The organism is Pseudomonas sp. B21-051, from assembly GCF_024748795.1.
GTDB classification, from domain to species: Bacteria; Pseudomonadota; Gammaproteobacteria; order Pseudomonadales; family Pseudomonadaceae; genus Aquipseudomonas; species Aquipseudomonas putida_A.
Genome location: NZ_CP087166.1, coordinates 366,092 through 382,898 on the forward strand (window position 1 = coordinate 366,092; position 16,807 = coordinate 382,898).

Below are 16,807 nucleotides of genomic sequence, written 5' to 3' on the forward strand. Positions count from 1 at the left end.
TTCAAGGAGCTTCACCCGAAAAAACGGTCATGCCTGCGTGCATAAAGGCCGAGGGTGAGCAGTGGCTGGCGAACCATACTAATAATTGGGGGATACACAATGAGCACGAGCATCACGGCGGACGGCCTGCGCGCCGACCAGCCTGCGTTCCTGTCCAAGGAGCGCATCATCGCCAAGCCCGGTTTCAACCGCTGGCTGGTTCCACCGGCCGCTCTGGCCATCCACCTGTGCATCGGCATGGCCTACGGTTTCTCGGTGTTCTGGTTGCCGCTGTCCAAGGCGCTGGGCGTCACCGCTCCGGTGGCTTGCGCACCGGACATGAGCTTCATCGCTCAGGTCTTCTCTTCGCAATGCGACTGGCCGATCTCCATGCTCGGCTGGATCTACACCCTGTTCTTCATCTTCCTCGGCTGCTCGGCAGCGATCTGGGGTGGCTGGCTGGAACACGCCGGGCCACGCAAGGCCGGTGTGGTATCGGCACTGTGCTGGTGCGGCGGTCTGCTGATCTCGGCGCTGGGTATCTACACCCACCAGATCTGGCTGATGTGGATCGGCTCTGGCGTGATCGGTGGTATCGGTCTGGGCCTGGGCTACATTTCGCCGGTATCGACCCTGATCAAGTGGTTCCCGGACAAGCGCGGCATGGCGACCGGCATGGCGATCATGGGTTTCGGTGGCGGCGCGATGGTCGGTGCACCGTTGGCGACTGCGCTGATGAGCCACTTCGCTTCGCCTGCCGGTGTCGGCGTCTGGCAGAGCTTCGTGGCCATGGCCGCGATCTACTTCGTGTTCATGATCGGTGGCGCCCTGGCTTACCGCGTGCCGCCAACCGGCTGGAAGCCTGAAGGCTGGACCGCTCCAGCGAAGAAAGCTTCGAACGCGATGATCACCCACCGTCACGTGCACGTGAATGTGGCGTGGAAAACGCCGCAGTTCCGTCTGGTGTGGCTGGTGCTATGCCTGAACGTGTCGGCCGGTATCGGCATCCTTGGCATGGCCTCGCCACTGCTGCAGGAAGTGTTCGGCGGCAAGCTGCTGGGCGTTGACGTGCCGTTCGGTCAACTGGACGCCGGGCAACTGGCTTCGATCGCCGCGATTGCTGCCGGCTTCACCGGTCTGCTGAGCCTGTTCAATATCGGTGGCCGCTTCTTCTGGGCCTCGTTCTCGGACTACCTGGGTCGCAAAAACACTTACTTCGTGTTCTTCGCTCTCGGTTTTGCTCTGTACGCGTTGATCCCGAACATGGGCCATCTGGGCAACGTTGCGCTGTTCGTGGCGGCGTTCTGCATCATCCTGTCGATGTACGGCGGTGGTTTTGCGACCGTTCCAGCGTATCTGGCCGACCTGTTCGGCACGCAAATGGTCGGTGCGATCCACGGTCGTCTGCTGACTGCCTGGGCTGCGGCCGGGGTGCTCGGTCCGGTGCTGGTGAACTACCTGCGTGAGTATCAGTTGAGCATCGGCGTTGAACGCGCTGCCGCTTACGACATCACTCTGTACATCCTCGCCGGCCTGCTGGTGCTGGGTTTCCTGTGCAACCTGATGGTGCGTCCGGTGGCCGACAAGTACTTCATGACCGACGCTGAACTGGCCGCCGAACAGGCGCTGGGCCACGACAAGGGTGCTGATGCGAGCACTGTACTGGAGTGGAAAGCCGCACCGGGCAGCAAGCCGCTGGCAATCGCCGCGTGGCTGGTGGTGGGTATTCCGTTGGCGTGGGGTGTGTGGGTGACCCTGCAGAAGACAGCGGTACTGTTTCACTAAGTAATGGGTAAAAGCAGTACCCCTGTGGGAGCGAGCCTGCTCGCGAAGACGGAATGTCAGTCGACATAAATGTTGACTGGCCCACCGCATTCGCGAGCAGGCTCGCTCCCACACGTGTTTTCGGGGTGCCTGTAATGGCTTGTATGGACATGTCTACCCGCGACAGCCGGGCGTTCTATCCGTCAGCCATCTCACGTCGCGTGTTTCTGTTTCGGCCCCGCGTGCCTATAATGGCTGCCTTTTTCGCCCAATGATTTTGCGGAGCTGGTGATGGCCGAACGTAAGGCGTCTGTCGAGCGCGACACTCTGGAAACCCAGATCAAAGCCTCGATCAACCTTGATGGCACCGGAAAGGCCCGATTCGATATCGGTGTTCCTTTTCTTGAGCACATGCTGGATCAGATCGCCCGTCACGGGTTGATCGACCTGGATATTGAATGCAAGGGCGATCTGCATATCGACGACCACCATACCGTGGAAGACGTCGGTATCACCCTCGGCCAGGCCTTCGCCAAAGCCATCGGCGACAAGAAAGGCATCCGTCGCTACGGTCATGCTTACGTGCCGCTTGATGAAGCGCTGTCGCGCGTGGTGATCGACTTCTCCGGCCGTCCAGGCCTGCAGATGCACGTGCCCTACACCCGCGCCACCGTGGGCGGCTTCGACGTCGACCTGTTCCAGGAATTCTTCCAGGGCTTCGTCAACCACGCCTTGGTCAGCCTGCACATCGACAACCTGCGCGGCACCAACACCCACCACCAGATCGAAACCGTGTTCAAGGCTTTCGGCCGCGCGCTGCGCATGGCCGTCGAGCTGGATGAGCGCATGGCCGGGCAAATGCCATCGACCAAAGGCGTTCTGTAATGCAGACGGTTGCAGTTATCGACTACGGCATGGGCAACCTGCACTCGGTGGCCAAGGCCCTCGAGCACGTTGGCGCCGGCAAGGTGCTGATCACCAGCGATGCCGATGTGATCCGCGAAGCCGACCGCGTGGTATTCCCCGGCGTAGGCGCGATTCGCGACTGCATGGCGGAGATCCGTCGCCTCGGGTTCGACTCGCTGGTGCGTGAAGTCAGCCAGGATCGTCCGTTCCTCGGCATCTGCGTCGGCATGCAAGCCCTGCTCGACAGCAGCGAAGAGAACGACGGCGTCGACTGCATCGGCCTGTTCCCGGGCGCGGTGAAGTTCTTCGGCAAAGACCTGCATGAAGACGGCGAGCACCTGAAAGTCCCGCACATGGGCTGGAACGAAGTGCAGCAGAAGGTCAGTCACCCGCTGTGGCACGACATTCCCGACATGGCGCGTTTCTACTTCGTGCACAGTTACTACATCGCTGCCGCCAATGCGCGGCAGGTAGTCGGTAGCGGTCATTACGGGGTCGATTTCGCCGCCGCGCTGGCCGAAGGCTCGCGTTTCGCCGTGCAATTCCACCCGGAGAAGAGCCATACCCATGGCCTGCAATTGCTGCAGAACTTCGCCGCGTGGGACGGTCGCTGGTAAATGGCTGCCAAGAAGTCCAAACCGCCGATCCTGACCCTCACTCCCGAACAGGAGAGCGAGGCCAACCGTAAGATCCAGCGGTTCATGGAGGATCGGTTCGAACTCGACCTGGGTTCGTTCGAGGCGGCGGAAATTCTTGAGCTGTTTACCCGCGAAATTGCTCCGCACTATTACAACAGGGCGATTTTCGATGTGCAGACCCACCTCAAAGAGCGGTTTGAAAGCATCGAAAGCGACCTGTGGGCGCTCGAGAAAAACTGATTTCCGAGCCAAGCTGAACATTCAAATTTGAAGGTTTGCCAGATGCTGATTATTCCCGCTATCGATCTCAAGGACGGTGCCTGCGTACGTCTGCGCCAGGGCCGCATGGAAGATTCCACAGTGTTCTCCGAGGACCCGGTGAGCATGGCTGCCAAGTGGGTGGAGGGCGGTTGCCGCCGTCTGCATCTGGTCGATCTGAACGGCGCATTCGAAGGTCAGCCGGTCAACGGTGAAGTGGTTACCGCGATCGCCAAGCGCTACCCGAACCTGCCGATCCAGATCGGCGGCGGTATCCGCTCGCTGGAAACCATCGAGCATTACGTCAAGGCGGGCGTCAGCTACGTGATCATCGGCACCAAAGCCGTTAAAGATCCGGCGTTCGTCGCTGAGGCCTGCCGCGCATTTCCGGGCAAGATCATCGTCGGCCTGGATGCCAAAGACGGGTTCGTCGCCACCGACGGCTGGGCGGAAATCAGCACCGTGCAGGTCATCGACCTGGCCAAGCAGTTTGAAGCCGACGGCGTGTCCTCGATCGTTTATACCGACATCGCCAAAGACGGCATGATGCAGGGCTGCAACGTACCGTTCACCGCTGCGCTGGCTGCAGCGACGAAGATCCCGGTGATCGCGTCCGGCGGTATCCACAATCTGGGTGACATCAAGTCGCTGCTCGACGCCAAGGCGCCGGGCATCATCGGTGCAATCACTGGCCGGGCGATCTACGAAGGCACCCTCGATGTCGCCGAAGCGCAAGCTTTCTGCGATTCGTACCAAGGCTGAGGACTGACCATGGCGCTGGCCAAACGCATCATCCCTTGCCTGGACGTGGACAACGGCCGGGTCGTCAAAGGTGTGAAGTTCGAGAACATCCGCGATGCCGGCGACCCGGTGGAAATCGCCCGTCGCTATGACGAGCAGGGTGCCGACGAGATTACCTTTCTCGACATCACCGCCAGCGTCGATGGCCGCGACACCACGCTGCATACCGTCGAGCGCATGGCCAGCCAGGTATTCATTCCGCTGACCGTCGGCGGTGGCGTGCGCACCGTGCAGGACATCCGCAATCTGCTCAACGCTGGTGCGGACAAGGTCTCGATCAACACCGCAGCGGTGTTCAACCCGGAATTCGTCGGCGAAGCGGCGCAGCATTTCGGCTCGCAGTGCATCGTCGTCGCCATCGACGCGAAGAAAGTCTCCGGCCCGGGCGAAACCCCGCGCTGGGAAATCTTCACCCACGGCGGGCGCAAGCCGACCGGTCTCGATGCAGTCGAGTGGGCGAAGAAGATGGAAGGCCTGGGTGCCGGCGAGATCCTGCTGACCAGCATGGATCAGGACGGCATGAAAAACGGCTTCGACCTCGGCGTGACCCGCGCGATCAGCGATGCGCTGGGCATCCCGGTGATCGCTTCCGGCGGCGTCGGCAATCTGCAGCATCTGGCCGACGGCATCCTTGAAGGCCACGCCAGCGCGGTGCTGGCGGCGAGTATTTTCCACTTCGGCGAATACACCGTGCAGGAAGCGAAAGCGTATATGGCCAAACGCGGCATCGTGATGCGCTAAACCGTACAGGCCAGTGGACAGCATGGCGTACCCAAGGCACTCTTGGGCACGCCATGGATTCCGGTAGCCCGACATGATCAAACGCCTGCTTCTTGTTCTCGCCAGTGCCTCCGTGTTGTTGCTCAGCACGGCGCGGGCCGAAAACAGTCCCGACACCGATCTGGTGCTCCTCACCGAAAACTTTCCGCCCTACAACATGGCGAAAGACGGCAAGAACTTCGCCAAGGGCGAGAACATCAACGGTATTGCCGCCGACATCGTGCGCGAAATGTTCAAGCGCGCCGGCCTCACCTACAGCCTGACGCTGCGCTTCCCGTGGGAGCGCGTCTACAAGCTGGCGTTGGAAAACCCCGGTTACGGCGCCTTCGTGATGGCCCGCCTGCCGGACCGCGAAAACCTGTTCAAATGGGTCGGCCCGATCGGTCCGGACGACTGGATCATGTTGGCCAGGGCCGACAGCAAAATCACCCTCGAAACCCTCAACGATGCGCGCAAATACAAGATCGGTGCCTACAAAGGCGATGCGATTGCCGAGACGCTGGCCAAGCAGGGCTTGAAGCCTACGGTCGTTCTGCGCGATCAGGACAATGCGAAAAAGCTGGTCAACGGCCAGATCGACCTGTGGGCCACGGGTGATCCTGCCGGGCGTTATCTGGCGCGGCAGGACGGGGTCACTGGACTCAAGACCGTGTTGCGCTTCAACAGCGCCGAGTTATATCTGGCGCTGAACAAGGATGTGTCGGACGCAACGGTCGCCAGGCTGCAGGCGGCGTTGGATCAGATGCGCAAGGACGGGGTTGTCGACGAGATCATGGGGCGCTATCTGTAGTCGTCGGTAACGACTGGTCCGCTGCGTCGTGTGTGCATTCTTGCGGCGGATACTGCAGCAGACTCAGGTTATCGTTCTGGGTGTAAGCCAGATTGATCCCCGCTTGCGAGCCGTCAGCACGACGCAGCTCGTAGAAACTCTCCAACTGATAAACCGCGACAAATTTGCCTTTGCCGGCCATAGCGATCACATGGGTAACAAATGGGGTCTGCCAACCACTGGTTGACGTCTCGCTGTGAGTGAACTGGCTGTCCAGTCTTGCCGAGAATGGGAGCGACTGAGGAGCGTCTGCCTTCGTTGCCCACGGACTCACAAAACTGATCGCGGTAAGTTGAGTGAACAGACGCAACGTCTTCGGATTCTGCAGCCGCTGTGCAGTCCACTTGAAAGCCCGTGCCTCCTCGCCCGTGTTGTGTCCGCTCCCAACCAGATAGTACTGGTCGGTTCTTTCCAGGCGATAAAACGGCGTGGTGCGTAATTGATCAATTGGCGACAAGTCATCCTTGACCACGAACCATGGCAGCTCGATGACTTGGGAGAGTGTGGCCACTCCCTTGGTTTCGGGGGCTTGCGCTGCGGAGAGCGTCGGCAGCTGTGGCGATGACTGGATCAGTGGCGCGATCTGCATCCGTAGTGAATAGGCACCGACATTGCTCTCTGGCCGGTTGAAACTGCTTGCCGCAACAAAGGTGCCTGGTGCGAAATGAATCTCTCCCCGCGGCGCATCCGTCGGCGTGACGCTCCAGGCGCTGAAACTCTGTCTGGCACCGCTGCCCTTGTCATTCCAGATCAGTTCGCCAACGTCCGAGGCGATCACCAGATCGGCGCGTACACAGCGAACCGCGTTGAGTGAAGGTTTTTCGTGATCATTGGAGCAGACCGCGCCCATGGCCACATAGCCTTGCGGAGCGATCGGTCGCCATACGGCACCGTCTTTCTTCGAGCCTGAGCCGGAATCTTTCCAGATCAGTTCGAAATCGTCCGGGCGCCTTAATGCCGGGCCCCTGGCCGGATCTGCACTGGGTGCATCGGCTTCGCAAACCACAGCTACAACGGTGCTGCCGTTAATGTTGTCGTGCCCGGCGACGAATACGTCGCCGAGCGGGAAGTAGCCCGGCAACACATCTGGCGCCGGTGTCGGGCGCCAGAAGGCCGCGGGTTTAGCCCGTGAGCCGGTGCTGTCCCAGATGCGGTGAAATTCCGTGGTGAAATGGATCAGCAGATTGTCGTGTCTGATCGGTTCGATTTGCCTGGATGGCGCTGCGGCCTGGTCATGAATGGTCATGGTCACTCCTGATAGTTGAACGGCGACTCAAGGGAGTCGCGACCCGTTGCAGGTCTCACTATCGGTATTCGCCCCCGGTCTCTGGCGGTAACTATGTATGACGTCGTGACCAGTTATTTCCGAAAAACCGTTCCTTGCCATGGGCAGCCTTGCGCTCCTGTTTTGCCCAATCAGGCAGAAGCACAAGGCTGGCGTCACTGATCAGTTCAAGGGGCGCTGTTTCTGAGCGCATCCCATTCCAGGATGTATTCCTTCAGTACTGAGCGCTGATTGTTGGGGTCGATAGCGTAAACGCAGAGCTTGAGGGGGAAGTTGCTTTGCGGGCGTAGCCAATTGGAGGTCACACGGCTATAACCCTGCGGGTCTTCGCAGCTGACTTTTTCAGCAAGGCCGTTCTTTACTTCGTATCCATCAAGGCCCTCGTTCCTGCGTTTCGGCCAGAAAATCTGCGCTCTGTTTATTTCTTTGTTAAACGAAGTCTCTATGGTCGGAACAGGCGTCGGGCCCGCATCAATCAGATAAGTGGGAACAGTGACGGCATTGCGATAAGTGCCTGCCGGTAATATGTCCTCAGTACTGTTTGTGGCGATGATGCAAAGGTTGTTAAGCCCGGTTTCAGGTCCCATCGGAACACTTAATCGAGTGGGCGCAGTGCCGATGGTGATTGGCTGGCTGTAGCCTTGCGGAACTTCGCAATCGACCGGGTCAAGCGTACGTTTGGTTCGGATAAACCGAGTGCTGGCGGTTATTTCAAAGTTCCACTCTGGATAAACGTAGTTACCCTGAGCGTTTATGCTGATCTTTGCATGCGTTGGCAGTTGGGCAGGCATTCTGATAGAGGCCGCTGGAAATAACTCGCACACCTGCGGATCCGTATCGAGTTTGCCATCGATAAAGCAGCCGTTGAAAACCGAGGTGGGACTGCCGTAACTGCCGCTCGGCATCTGACCGTATCCCGGCAGCGGCGTCAGATGGTGAGCCAAGGTCCCAAGGACGCCGTAGACCTCGCTGGTCGCTCGAACGATGACCGGACTCCCCGAGCTCCCGGCAGCAATATCTTTGCATTGGTTGCTGACGGTATGGCGCCAAACCCAGGGCTTTTCGAAAATCGCCGGGGAGGGCATGTGGGTGCAGGCTGACATTTGTAATGGAGCACCAACGGGTTTGTGCACAATCAGAATGTCGCTATCTTCTGCCGGCGCCTGCCGAGCCAGTTTCATGGGCGTGATGCCCTGTGCCAGAAGTTCGCCCTGCGACACTCCAAGCTCCAACAGAGCCAGGTCGACACCCTGAATACTGCTCCAGGCTACTTTCTTCAGAGGAACAGTCCTCGACGCAGCAGTTGTATCAATGAAGCGATTGAAGGTAATGGTAGCTTCGATAGGGTCATCTGTTCGCATGACCCCGTTTTCATTGCCCACGCAATGCGCACTGGTCAGTGCATAGGCGGAATCGGACGGTCGAGAGCTGTTTGTATCGATCAGGAAGGCGGTGCAGGAACCGTGCTCGCGGCTTTTGTACTCGCCGATCCCCATCCAGTGGTTATTTTCGCCATTTTTGTTAGTCAGGTGTTGCGACGGTGAGAAGTTTTCAGCGCCCTTGCCGTAATCGACAGGACTGGAACAGGCAGGAAGTGAGAAGGCAGTCAGTAATAAAAAGCTTGGATGAATATATTTAAAGTTCATGGCCAGTCCTTGGCTTGTGGGTAAAAGACTGGCGCAGAATAAGACAGTTAGGTTTGAGGCGGTTCTATAAGTTATTGCTGCTTATTTTGTTCGTAGAGGCTTATGAGAATTTAATAAGTTGATGGTTTAACGATATATTCCATTTTTCCCGTGTGCAGTTGTCGCCTTGTTACTCCTCACGCTGATCATCTGCTTGATATCGATCCACTCGATGCCTTGCGCCTTGAGTTTCGGCAATTCACGTTCCAGCACCGCCAGCGTCTGCGGATAAGGGTGGCCGATCATCACCGCCGAGCCCTGCTTGCGCGCCAGGCTGATCGCCGTCTGCAATTGGGTGAAGATGGCGGCTTCGGTGCGCTCGTCATCGAGGAACACATCCCGCGAAACACTCGCCAGATCGATCTTCTGTGCCTGCTGCGCGGCCACGGTTTGCGCGCTGGTACGGCTGTCGACGAAGAACTTGTGCCGACGCTGCAACTCGCCCATCAGCCACGCCATCGCCACTGGCTGGGCCGTCATGCGACTGCCCATGTGATTGTTGATGCCGGCGGTGTAGGGGACCATTTTGAACGCGGCGTTCAGGCGTTTTTCCAGCTCGTCGAGCGGCAGTTCGGGGTGCCAGGCGTACGGGCCGGTGGCCGGATCCATGGGCATGTGCAGGATCACGACCTTGCCGGCGCGATGGGCTTCGCGGGCGAATTCGGTGGCGTGCGGCGTGTCGGGCATGATCGCCGTGGTCACCGGGCCGGGCAGAGCCAGCACGCGGCGATCCCGGGGCAGGTTCTGCCCCAGGTCGTCGATGATCAGCGTCAGGTAGGCTTTTTGCGCGGTTGTCCTGGCGGGTTCCGCGTGAGCAGCACCTGCTAGACAGCACAGCAGGACGAAGAGCAAACGCAACGACATCCTCAACGGCCGGACGTGATGCTCAGGCCTTTGAGCAGGCTCAGGGCCTGGGCCAACTGGTAATCGTCATCCTGCGGCATGGCCTTGGCCTTGGCGCCGGAACCGGTCGGCTTGTCTGCGCCGCCGTTGCCGTTGCCCAGGTGACCTTGCAGGTCGGCTTCCTTGAAGTAGTCGCCGTCCGCTTCGTTGGTGATCTTGGCCTTGCGCACTTCGATGTCAGGGACGATGCCCTGGGCCTGGATCGAGCGGCCGTTCGGCGTGAAATACAGCGCGGTGGTGATCTTCAGTGCGCGGTCGTTGTTCAGCGGCAGCACGGTCTGCACCGAGCCTTTGCCGAAACTGGTGGTGCCCATGACCACGGCGCGTTTCTGATCCTGCAGGGCGCCGGCGACGATTTCCGAAGCCGAGGCGCTGCCACCGTTGATCAGCACGACCATCGGCACGGCTTCGCTTTCATCCTTGCCGGTGGCGGAGAAGCGCAACTCGGAATTGGCGATCCGGCCTTTGGTGTAGACGATCAGGCCTTTCTTGATGAAGTGGTCGACCACCTCCACCGCTGCCTGCAACACGCCGCCCGGGTTGTTGCGCAGGTCGAGGATGATGCCGTTGAGCTTTTTGCCGTTGTCTTTGCGCAGCTTGGCCAGGGCCTTGGAGACCTCTTCGCCGGTCTTGACCTGGAACTGGGTGATGCGGATATAGCCGTAGCCTGATTCCAACAGTTGCGCCTTGACGCTCTTCACCTGAATCACGGCGCGGGCCAGGGTCACGTCGAACGGCGTGCCGCCATCGCGTACCAGGGTCAGGGTGATCTTCTGGCCGATCTTGCCGCGCATCTTGTCCACGGCTTCGGTCATGGTCTGGCCGCGAGTTGGCGCGCCGTTGATCTTGACGATGAAGTCACCGGCCTGAATGCCGGCCTTCGACGCCGGGGTGTCGTCGATCGGCGAGACGACCTTGATGAAGCCATCCTCGGAGCCGACTTCGATGCCCAGGCCGCCGAATTCGCCGCTGGTGCTTTCCTGCAGTTCGGTGAAGTCTTCAGGGCCGAGATACGCGGAGTGCGGATCGAGGTTGCTGAGCATGCCCTTGATCGCGTTTTCCAGCAGGGTCTTGTCATCCACCGGCTCGACATACGCCGCCTTGATCCGGTCCATGACCTCGGCAAAGGTGCGCAACTCTTCCAGCGGCAACGGTGCCTTGGCGGTCGCGGCAGTGCCTGCCGGGGCGACGGCCGGAGCCGGTTGAGCGGCGAACGCCAGAGGCGCGCCGATCACCAGAGCGATCGTCAGGGCCAGCGAGGTAAGGCGGGACAAATGCAGCATGTCGAACGAACTCCTGAATTAGGCGACGCGCTTATCCTTGCGCGTGACACCATTGCGCCGGATCACTCGGGTGACCCTGCTGACGAATTGCGAAATACAGCGCTGGTGTGTCCTGACCGCCACTGTTACCCACAGTGGAGATCGACTCACCGGCTTTTACCACGTCACCGGCCGACTTGAGCAGTGTCTGGTTGTGACCGTAAAGACTCAGATAACCATTGCCGTGATCAAGGATCACCAGCAGCCCGGCGCCACGCAGCCAGTCGGCGAACACCACGCGCCCGCCGTGCACGGCATGCACCTGGCTGCCGGCGGCGGCGCTGATCATCACGCCATCCCACTTGGTGCGGGCATCGTCGCCACGGCTTTCGCCGAAGCGTGCCAGCAATCGACCATCAACCGGCCACGGAAGTTTTCCCCGGGTTGCAGCAAAAGGGCCACCGAAGGTCTCGCCGCTGCTGGACACCAGTGCGCCGGGGGTTGATTTGACGGGTTTTCGTGGGGCGTCGCTGTTTTCAGCCTGCGCCTCACGCAAACGCTTTTTTTCCGCTTCCTGCTGGGCGATCAGCGCTTTCTGCCGCGCTTCTTCTGCCTCACGGGCCTGGCGGGCCAGGGTTTCTTCAATGGTTTTAAGGACTTTAGACAGGTCTGCCTGATCCTGCTCGCGGGCGGCCAGTTTCTGGTCGCGGGCTTTCACGTCATCGTTGAGTTTGGCGAGGACTTGTTGGCGTTCCTTGCGGACCTTGTCGAGTTCGTCGCGCTGGGTGTCGAGGCTGCTCTTCTGCACCAGCAATTGCGCCTGCTGCATGGCGATGTCTTTTTCGACATTGGCCAGTTGGCGCAGGGTTTCGTTGAAGTTCTTCAGCTGCTCCAGGCGGGCCTGGCTCAGGTAATCGTAATAGGTGAGGGTGCGGGCGAATTTCTCGGGATTCTGCTGGTTGAGCAGCAGCTTGAGGTATTCCTGACGGCCGTTCTGGTAGGCCGCGCGGGCCTGGATGGCGATCAGTCGTTGCTGTTCAGTGCGCGCGCTCTGGAGTTTTTTTTTCTCCGCATCGAGCCGCTGCAGCTCGGATTCGCTTTTCTTCAGCTCTTTCTGCAGGGCATCGACCTGCTTCTCGAGCTTGCCCATCTCGGTTTCGGTGCCCTTGAGCTCTTTCTGCACACCGGACTTTTCTTCCTGCAGCTTGCCCAGCAGCTTTTTCAGCTCGGCAATGTCCTGACGCGTGGCATCCAGCTGCTGTTGGGTTTGCGCGCGCTCGTCAGCGAAGGCCGGTTGGAGCAGGCAGGTCAGAGCGAGGGCGATCAGGACGCGGAGCATAGAGGCGGGCGGCACCAGGGTAATGGACGGCCTAGTATGCCCGCCCGGGGCGGCAAAAAAAACGCCCAATTGGGCTTGTGTGATAACTGGAGCGGCAGAGAGGCTCATTTCCATTTCGAAAACCCCATAAACCACTGTGGGAGCTGGCTTGCCAGCGATGGCGTCTGCACATTCAACATAGCTGTTGGCTGTCAGACTGCTATCGCTGGCAAGCCAGCTCCCACAGGGTTTTGCGATGTTTTATGGATCGGGTCAGACCAGAATCGAGGTGCCAGTCATTTCCGCCGGTTTCTCCAGACCCAGCAGCATCAGCATGGTCGGTGCCACGTCCGCCAGTACGCCGCCTTCACGGACCTTGAGGTCACGCTTGCCGACATAAATGAACGGCACCGGCTCGGTGGTGTGCGCGGTGTGCGCCTGGTGGGTTTCTTCATCGGCCATTTTTTCGACGTTGCCGTGGTCAGCGGTGATCAGCGCTTCGCCACCCACCTTTTCCAGCGCTTCGACGATACGGCCAACGCAGGTGTCCAGGCATTCCACGGCTTTTACCGCTGCGTCGAACACGCCGCTGTGGCCGACCATGTCGCCGTTGGCGTAGTTGACCACGATCACGTCGTAACGCTGGTGTTCGATGGCATCGACGATGCGGTCGGTGACTTCCGGCGCGCTCATTTCCGGTTGCAGGTCGTAGGTGGCGACTTTCGGCGACGGGATCAGAATGCGCTCTTCACCCGGGAACGGTTCTTCACGGCCGCCGGAGAAGAAGAAGGTCACGTGTGCATATTTTTCGGTTTCGGCGATGCGCAGCTGAGTCTTGCCGTTTTTCGCCAAATAGTCGCCAAGCACGTTTTCCAGGCTGCCTGGAGCGAAAGCCGCCGGGGCCGGGATGCTAGCAGCGTATTGGGTCAAGCCCACGTACTGCACTTTTGGCTGGCGCGCGCGCTCGAATTCCTTGAAATCGTCTTCGACGAACACGCGGCTCAGTTCGCGGGCGCGGTCGGCGCGGAAGTTCATGAACACCACGGCGTCGCCGTCTTCGACCTTGACCGGCTCGCCGATGGTGGTGGCTTTGACGAATTCGTCGCTCTCGCCACGGGCGTAGGCGGCGTCGAGGCCTTCCTGGGCGGTGGCCGCGTTGAATTCGGCGGTGCCGTCGACGATCAGGTTGTAGGCCTGGGATACGCGGTCCCAACGGTTGTCACGGTCCATCGCGAAGTAGCGACCGATGAGGCTGGCGATGCGGCCCTTGCCAAGTGCCTGGAAGGTCGCGTCGAGCAGTTCGATCGACGACGCAGCGCTTTTCGGCGGGGTGTCGCGGCCATCGAGGAAAGCGTGCAGGTAGATTTTCTCGGCGCCACGCTTGAAGGCCAGTTCGGCCATGGCAATCAGGTGATCCTGGTGGCTGTGTACGCCGCCATCGGACAACAGGCCCATGAAATGCACGGCTTTGCCGGCGGCCACGGCTTTATCCACGGCGGCGCAGATGGTCGGGTTTTCGAAAAACTCGCCGTCGCGGATCGCTTTGGTCACGCGCGTGAAGTCCTGGTACACCACGCGTCCGGCGCCGAGGTTCATGTGGCCGACTTCGGAGTTGCCCATCTGGCCGTCCGGCAGGCCGACGTCCATGCCGCTGCCGGAGATCAGGCCGTTCGGCACCGTGGCCCACAGACGATCGAGCACAGGTTTCTTCGCCGCATACACGGCATTGGATTCGTGGCTGTCACTGTGACCGAAGCCGTCGAGAATCATCAGGACCAAAGGTTTAGGCGTGGTAGTCATGGAATCCACTCGTGGCTAATAAAGAAGAGGGCGATGGAAAAGGGAGTGGCAGTTTAAAGCCAAGTTCAATCCACGTCACCGCCGGACGGGGTTTGGCCCACCATAGTGGCTGTGTATACTGGCCGACATTTTAACGCCCTGGAACCTCCTTCGATGGTTGCTCACCTGATTGAATTTGCCACTAACCACTACATTCTTGTCGGTATCTTCGTCGTATTGCTGGCTTTGCTGCTGGCGCACACGATGCAGGGCGGCGGTAAAAGCCTGAGCACCGGCGAACTGACCGCACTGGTCAACAAGGACGCAGGCGTGGTGGTGGACATCCGTCCGGCGAAAGATTACGCCGCCGGCCATATCGTTGGCGCGATCAACATTCCTCAAGACAAACTGGCCGCGCGTACCGGCGAGCTGGAAAAGCACAAGGCCAAGACCATCATTCTGGTGGACGCCCTGGGCCAGACCGCCGGCACCCACGCCCGCGAGCTGATGAAATCCGGCTTCACCGCCGCCAAGCTGTCCGGCGGGATCTCCAGCTGGAAAGGCGACAACCTGCCGCTGGTGAAGTGATATGAGCGAAGTCATCGTCTACTCCAGCGATTACTGCCCTTACTGCATGCGAGCCAAGCAATTGCTCGCGAACAAAGGTGTGGCCTTCGAAGAGATCAAGGTCGATGGCAAGCCGCAGATTCGTGCTGCCATGAGCCAGAAAGCCGGGCGCACGTCCGTGCCGCAGATCTGGATCGGCGAAAAGCACATCGGCGGTTGTGATGATTTGTATGCCCTGGAGCGCGCCGGCAAGCTCGACGCGCTGCTCAAGGCCTGAACGGCTGCACCCACGTACAGCACTCCCTAAAAGACCCAAGATCAGAAAGGATCTGAGATGACTGACCAACAGAACACTGCAGCCAGCGAAGAAGAAACCGCACCGCAATTCTCCTTGCAGCGCATCTACGTACGCGATCTGTCCTTCGAAGCCCCGAAAAGCCCGGCGATCTTCCGCCAGCAGTGGGACCCGACCGTCGGCCTGGACCTGAACACCCGTCAGAAAGAACTGGAAGGCGATTTCTACGAAGTCGTGCTGACCCTGTCCGTGACCGTGAAAAACGGTGACGAAGTGGCCTTCATCGCTGAAGTGCAACAGGCCGGTATCTTCCTGATCAAGAACCTCGACGCAGCTTCGATGAGCCACACTCTGGGTGCGTTCTGCCCGAACATCCTGTTCCCGTACGCTCGCGAGACCCTGGACAGCCTGGTGACCCGTGGTTCGTTCCCGGCCCTGATGCTGGCGCCGGTGAACTTCGACGCTCTGTACGCGCAAGAGCTGCAGCGCATGCAGGAAGCTGGCGAGACGCCGACCGTACAATAAGCGGTTTGAGTGACAACGAAAAAAGCGCCGTAACAGGCGCTTTTTTCTTGGGTTGGAATACAGGCTTCATGTAGGAGCTGCCGAAGGCTGCGATCTTTTGATCTTCAAAAACAAGATCAAAAGATCGTCCGAACGCGGCCCGAGCCTTCGGCAGTTCCTACAGGATCGGGTAGTTATTTAAAGTCGTTCTGCCGCCACGCTTCGTACACGGCCACCGCCACGGTGTTGGACAGGTTCAGGCTGCGGCAGCCTTCACGCATCGGCAGGCGCAGGCGCTGTTCGGCGGGCAGGGCGTCGAGCACTTCCGGCGGCAGGCCACGGCTTTCCGGGCCGAAGATGAACGCATCGCCCGGGACGAACGCGGCATCGTGAAACGGCCGCGAGCCTTTGGTGGTGAACGCGAACAACCGTGGGTGGCCGAGGCTTTCCAGGCAACTGGCGAGGTCGGCGTGACGCTGCAACGTGGCATATTCGTGGTAGTCGAGACCGGCCCGGCGCAAGCGCTTGTCGTCCATCTCGAAACCCAGTGGTTCGATCAAATGCAGGTGGCAGCCGCTGTTGGCGCATAGCCTGATAACGTTGCCGGTGTTCGGCGGAATTTCTGGTTGAAAAAGGATGACGTGAAACATGCACGGCTCCGAAGGTAAAGATGACGCGCATTCTACGCCGCAAGCCGACCCGCGTTCGAAACTATTCCCACGGGTGATCGGTTCGCTGGCGATTGTCGGCTTGATGGTCGGCTTGATGATCGGCCGCCTGACCACGCCGGACCCCAGCGTGCTGCAGCAGGTCGAGGTGACCGCTGACGGCCTGGTGGTGTGGTTCGATAACGAACCCAAGCTGCACGGTGAAATCATCGATGGCACTGTGGCCCTGTTGTTTCAGGCAGAGGGCAAGGCGCAAAAGGGTCAGCTCAAGCTCAACGGCAAGGACGTGAACTGGCGAACGCGCTTGAGTGACGGTGGGCTTTTGCTGACGGTGCTGGCGGCGCGGCCGCTGCAGGGGGACTGGGCCGCCAGCAAGGTCGATGACCGCTGGCGGCTGGAGATCCATCTCCGGGAGCAATAAAAGCGGGAATCCCCGGCCTGCCTGTACCAGGGTTCCCAAAACGGGGTGGACTTCGCTGAGAGCGTCGGTCCGATGTAAAGAGGGAACCCCCGGCCTGCCTGTACCAAGGATCCCAAAAGGGTGGGTTCGCCGCGTTGCGGTTTTGAACCCGGTGTAAAGAGGGGA

18 protein-coding genes are annotated in these 16,807 nt (G+C 59.9%); 11 read left to right on the forward strand and 7 right to left on the reverse strand.

Annotated features, from left to right (window positions below; all coding sequences use genetic code 11):
• Positions 1 to 99 precede the first annotated feature (99 nt).
• The 7 genes from LOY52_RS01625 (at position 100) to LOY52_RS01655 (ending at position 5,916) form a co-directional block, all read left to right on the forward strand.
• Positions 100 to 1,764: an OFA family MFS transporter gene (locus LOY52_RS01625; RefSeq protein ID WP_096796694.1), complete on the forward strand. Its 1,665-nt coding sequence runs from the start codon at positions 100 to 102 to the stop codon at positions 1,762 to 1,764.
• 270 nt (positions 1,765 to 2,034) lie between these two features.
• Entirely contained in the window at positions 2,035 to 2,628 is a 594-nt protein-coding gene (gene hisB / locus LOY52_RS01630; protein WP_007909204.1) for an imidazoleglycerol-phosphate dehydratase HisB, read from the forward strand.
• Entirely contained in the window at positions 2,628 to 3,266 is a 639-nt protein-coding gene (gene hisH / locus LOY52_RS01635) for an imidazole glycerol phosphate synthase subunit HisH (protein WP_007961712.1), read from the forward strand. The genes hisB and hisH overlap by 1 nt, the downstream gene beginning before the upstream one ends.
• Positions 3,267 to 3,527: a DUF2164 domain-containing protein gene (locus LOY52_RS01640; RefSeq protein ID WP_007952545.1), complete on the forward strand. Its 261-nt coding sequence runs from the start codon at positions 3,267 to 3,269 to the stop codon at positions 3,525 to 3,527.
• A gap of 42 nt (positions 3,528 to 3,569) precedes the next feature.
• Complete coding sequence (gene hisA / locus LOY52_RS01645) at positions 3,570 to 4,307, forward strand: 1-(5-phosphoribosyl)-5-[(5-phosphoribosylamino)methylideneamino]imidazole-4-carboxamide isomerase (RefSeq protein ID WP_115988409.1); 738 nt, start codon at positions 3,570 to 3,572, stop codon at positions 4,305 to 4,307.
• A gap of 9 nt (positions 4,308 to 4,316) precedes the next feature.
• The gene (gene hisF / locus LOY52_RS01650; protein WP_007909211.1) at positions 4,317 to 5,087 is read left to right on the forward strand and encodes an imidazole glycerol phosphate synthase subunit HisF; all 771 of its coding nucleotides are present in this window, start codon (positions 4,317 to 4,319) and stop codon (positions 5,085 to 5,087) included.
• A 73-nt stretch (positions 5,088 to 5,160) separates the two neighbouring features.
• Positions 5,161 to 5,916, forward strand: a complete 756-nt coding sequence (locus tag LOY52_RS01655; RefSeq protein WP_150369463.1) for an ABC transporter substrate-binding protein — start codon at positions 5,161 to 5,163, stop codon at positions 5,914 to 5,916.
• Here LOY52_RS01655 and LOY52_RS01660 read toward each other — a convergent pair.
• The 6 genes from LOY52_RS01660 to gpmI all read right to left on the reverse strand — a co-directional run bounded on the left by LOY52_RS01660 (position 5,897) and on the right by gpmI (position 14,208).
• A complete protein-coding gene (locus LOY52_RS01660) occupies positions 5,897 to 7,201 on the reverse strand; it encodes a Vps62-related protein (RefSeq protein ID WP_258677936.1) in 1,305 nt (434 codons plus the stop codon). The two genes, LOY52_RS01655 and LOY52_RS01660, sit on opposite strands and share 20 nt — an antisense overlap.
• A 206-nt stretch (positions 7,202 to 7,407) precedes the next feature.
• Positions 7,408 to 8,886, reverse strand: a complete 1,479-nt coding sequence (locus LOY52_RS01665) for a serine protease (protein WP_258677938.1) — start codon at positions 8,884 to 8,886, stop codon at positions 7,408 to 7,410.
• A 126-nt stretch (positions 8,887 to 9,012) separates the two neighbouring features.
• Positions 9,013 to 9,789 (reverse strand): divergent polysaccharide deacetylase family protein, encoded by a 777-nt coding sequence (locus LOY52_RS01670; protein WP_258677940.1) that lies wholly within the window; start codon positions 9,787 to 9,789, stop codon positions 9,013 to 9,015.
• Positions 9,790 to 9,791: 2 nt separating this feature from the next.
• Positions 9,792 to 11,111, reverse strand: a complete 1,320-nt coding sequence (locus tag LOY52_RS01675; protein WP_047600888.1) for a S41 family peptidase — start codon at positions 11,109 to 11,111, stop codon at positions 9,792 to 9,794.
• A 31-nt stretch (positions 11,112 to 11,142) separates the two neighbouring features.
• Positions 11,143 to 12,429, reverse strand: coding sequence for a murein hydrolase activator EnvC (locus LOY52_RS01680; protein ID WP_258679818.1), 1,287 nt, complete (start codon positions 12,427 to 12,429; stop codon positions 11,143 to 11,145).
• 252 nt (positions 12,430 to 12,681) lie between these two features.
• Entirely contained in the window at positions 12,682 to 14,208 is a 1,527-nt protein-coding gene (gene gpmI / locus LOY52_RS01685; protein ID WP_258677943.1) for a 2,3-bisphosphoglycerate-independent phosphoglycerate mutase, read from the reverse strand.
• A gap of 153 nt (positions 14,209 to 14,361) precedes the next feature.
• Here gpmI and LOY52_RS01690 point away from each other — a divergent pair, with 153 nt between their 5' ends.
• Genes LOY52_RS01690 through secB form a run of 3 tightly spaced genes read left to right on the forward strand, consistent with a single transcriptional unit; the run spans position 14,362 to position 15,574 of the window.
• Positions 14,362 to 14,775, forward strand: a complete 414-nt coding sequence (locus LOY52_RS01690) for a rhodanese-like domain-containing protein (protein ID WP_007961724.1) — start codon at positions 14,362 to 14,364, stop codon at positions 14,773 to 14,775.
• A 1-nt stretch (position 14,776) separates the two neighbouring features.
• Positions 14,777 to 15,031, forward strand: a complete 255-nt coding sequence (grxC, locus tag LOY52_RS01695; protein WP_003220774.1) for a glutaredoxin 3 — start codon at positions 14,777 to 14,779, stop codon at positions 15,029 to 15,031.
• A 57-nt stretch (positions 15,032 to 15,088) separates the two neighbouring features.
• Positions 15,089 to 15,574, forward strand: a complete 486-nt coding sequence (secB, locus tag LOY52_RS01700; RefSeq protein ID WP_027611264.1) for a protein-export chaperone SecB — start codon at positions 15,089 to 15,091, stop codon at positions 15,572 to 15,574.
• 173 nt (positions 15,575 to 15,747) lie between these two features.
• Here secB and LOY52_RS01705 read toward each other — a convergent pair whose 3' ends face one another.
• Complete coding sequence (locus LOY52_RS01705) at positions 15,748 to 16,203, reverse strand: tRNA (cytidine(34)-2'-O)-methyltransferase (protein ID WP_041071426.1); 456 nt, start codon at positions 16,201 to 16,203, stop codon at positions 15,748 to 15,750.
• Between LOY52_RS01705 and LOY52_RS01710 the strand changes: the two genes are divergently transcribed.
• The gene (locus LOY52_RS01710) at positions 16,202 to 16,642 is read left to right on the forward strand and encodes a hypothetical protein (RefSeq protein ID WP_258677947.1); all 441 of its coding nucleotides are present in this window, start codon (positions 16,202 to 16,204) and stop codon (positions 16,640 to 16,642) included. The two genes, LOY52_RS01705 and LOY52_RS01710, sit on opposite strands and share 2 nt — an antisense overlap.
• Positions 16,643 to 16,807 lie beyond the last annotated feature (165 nt).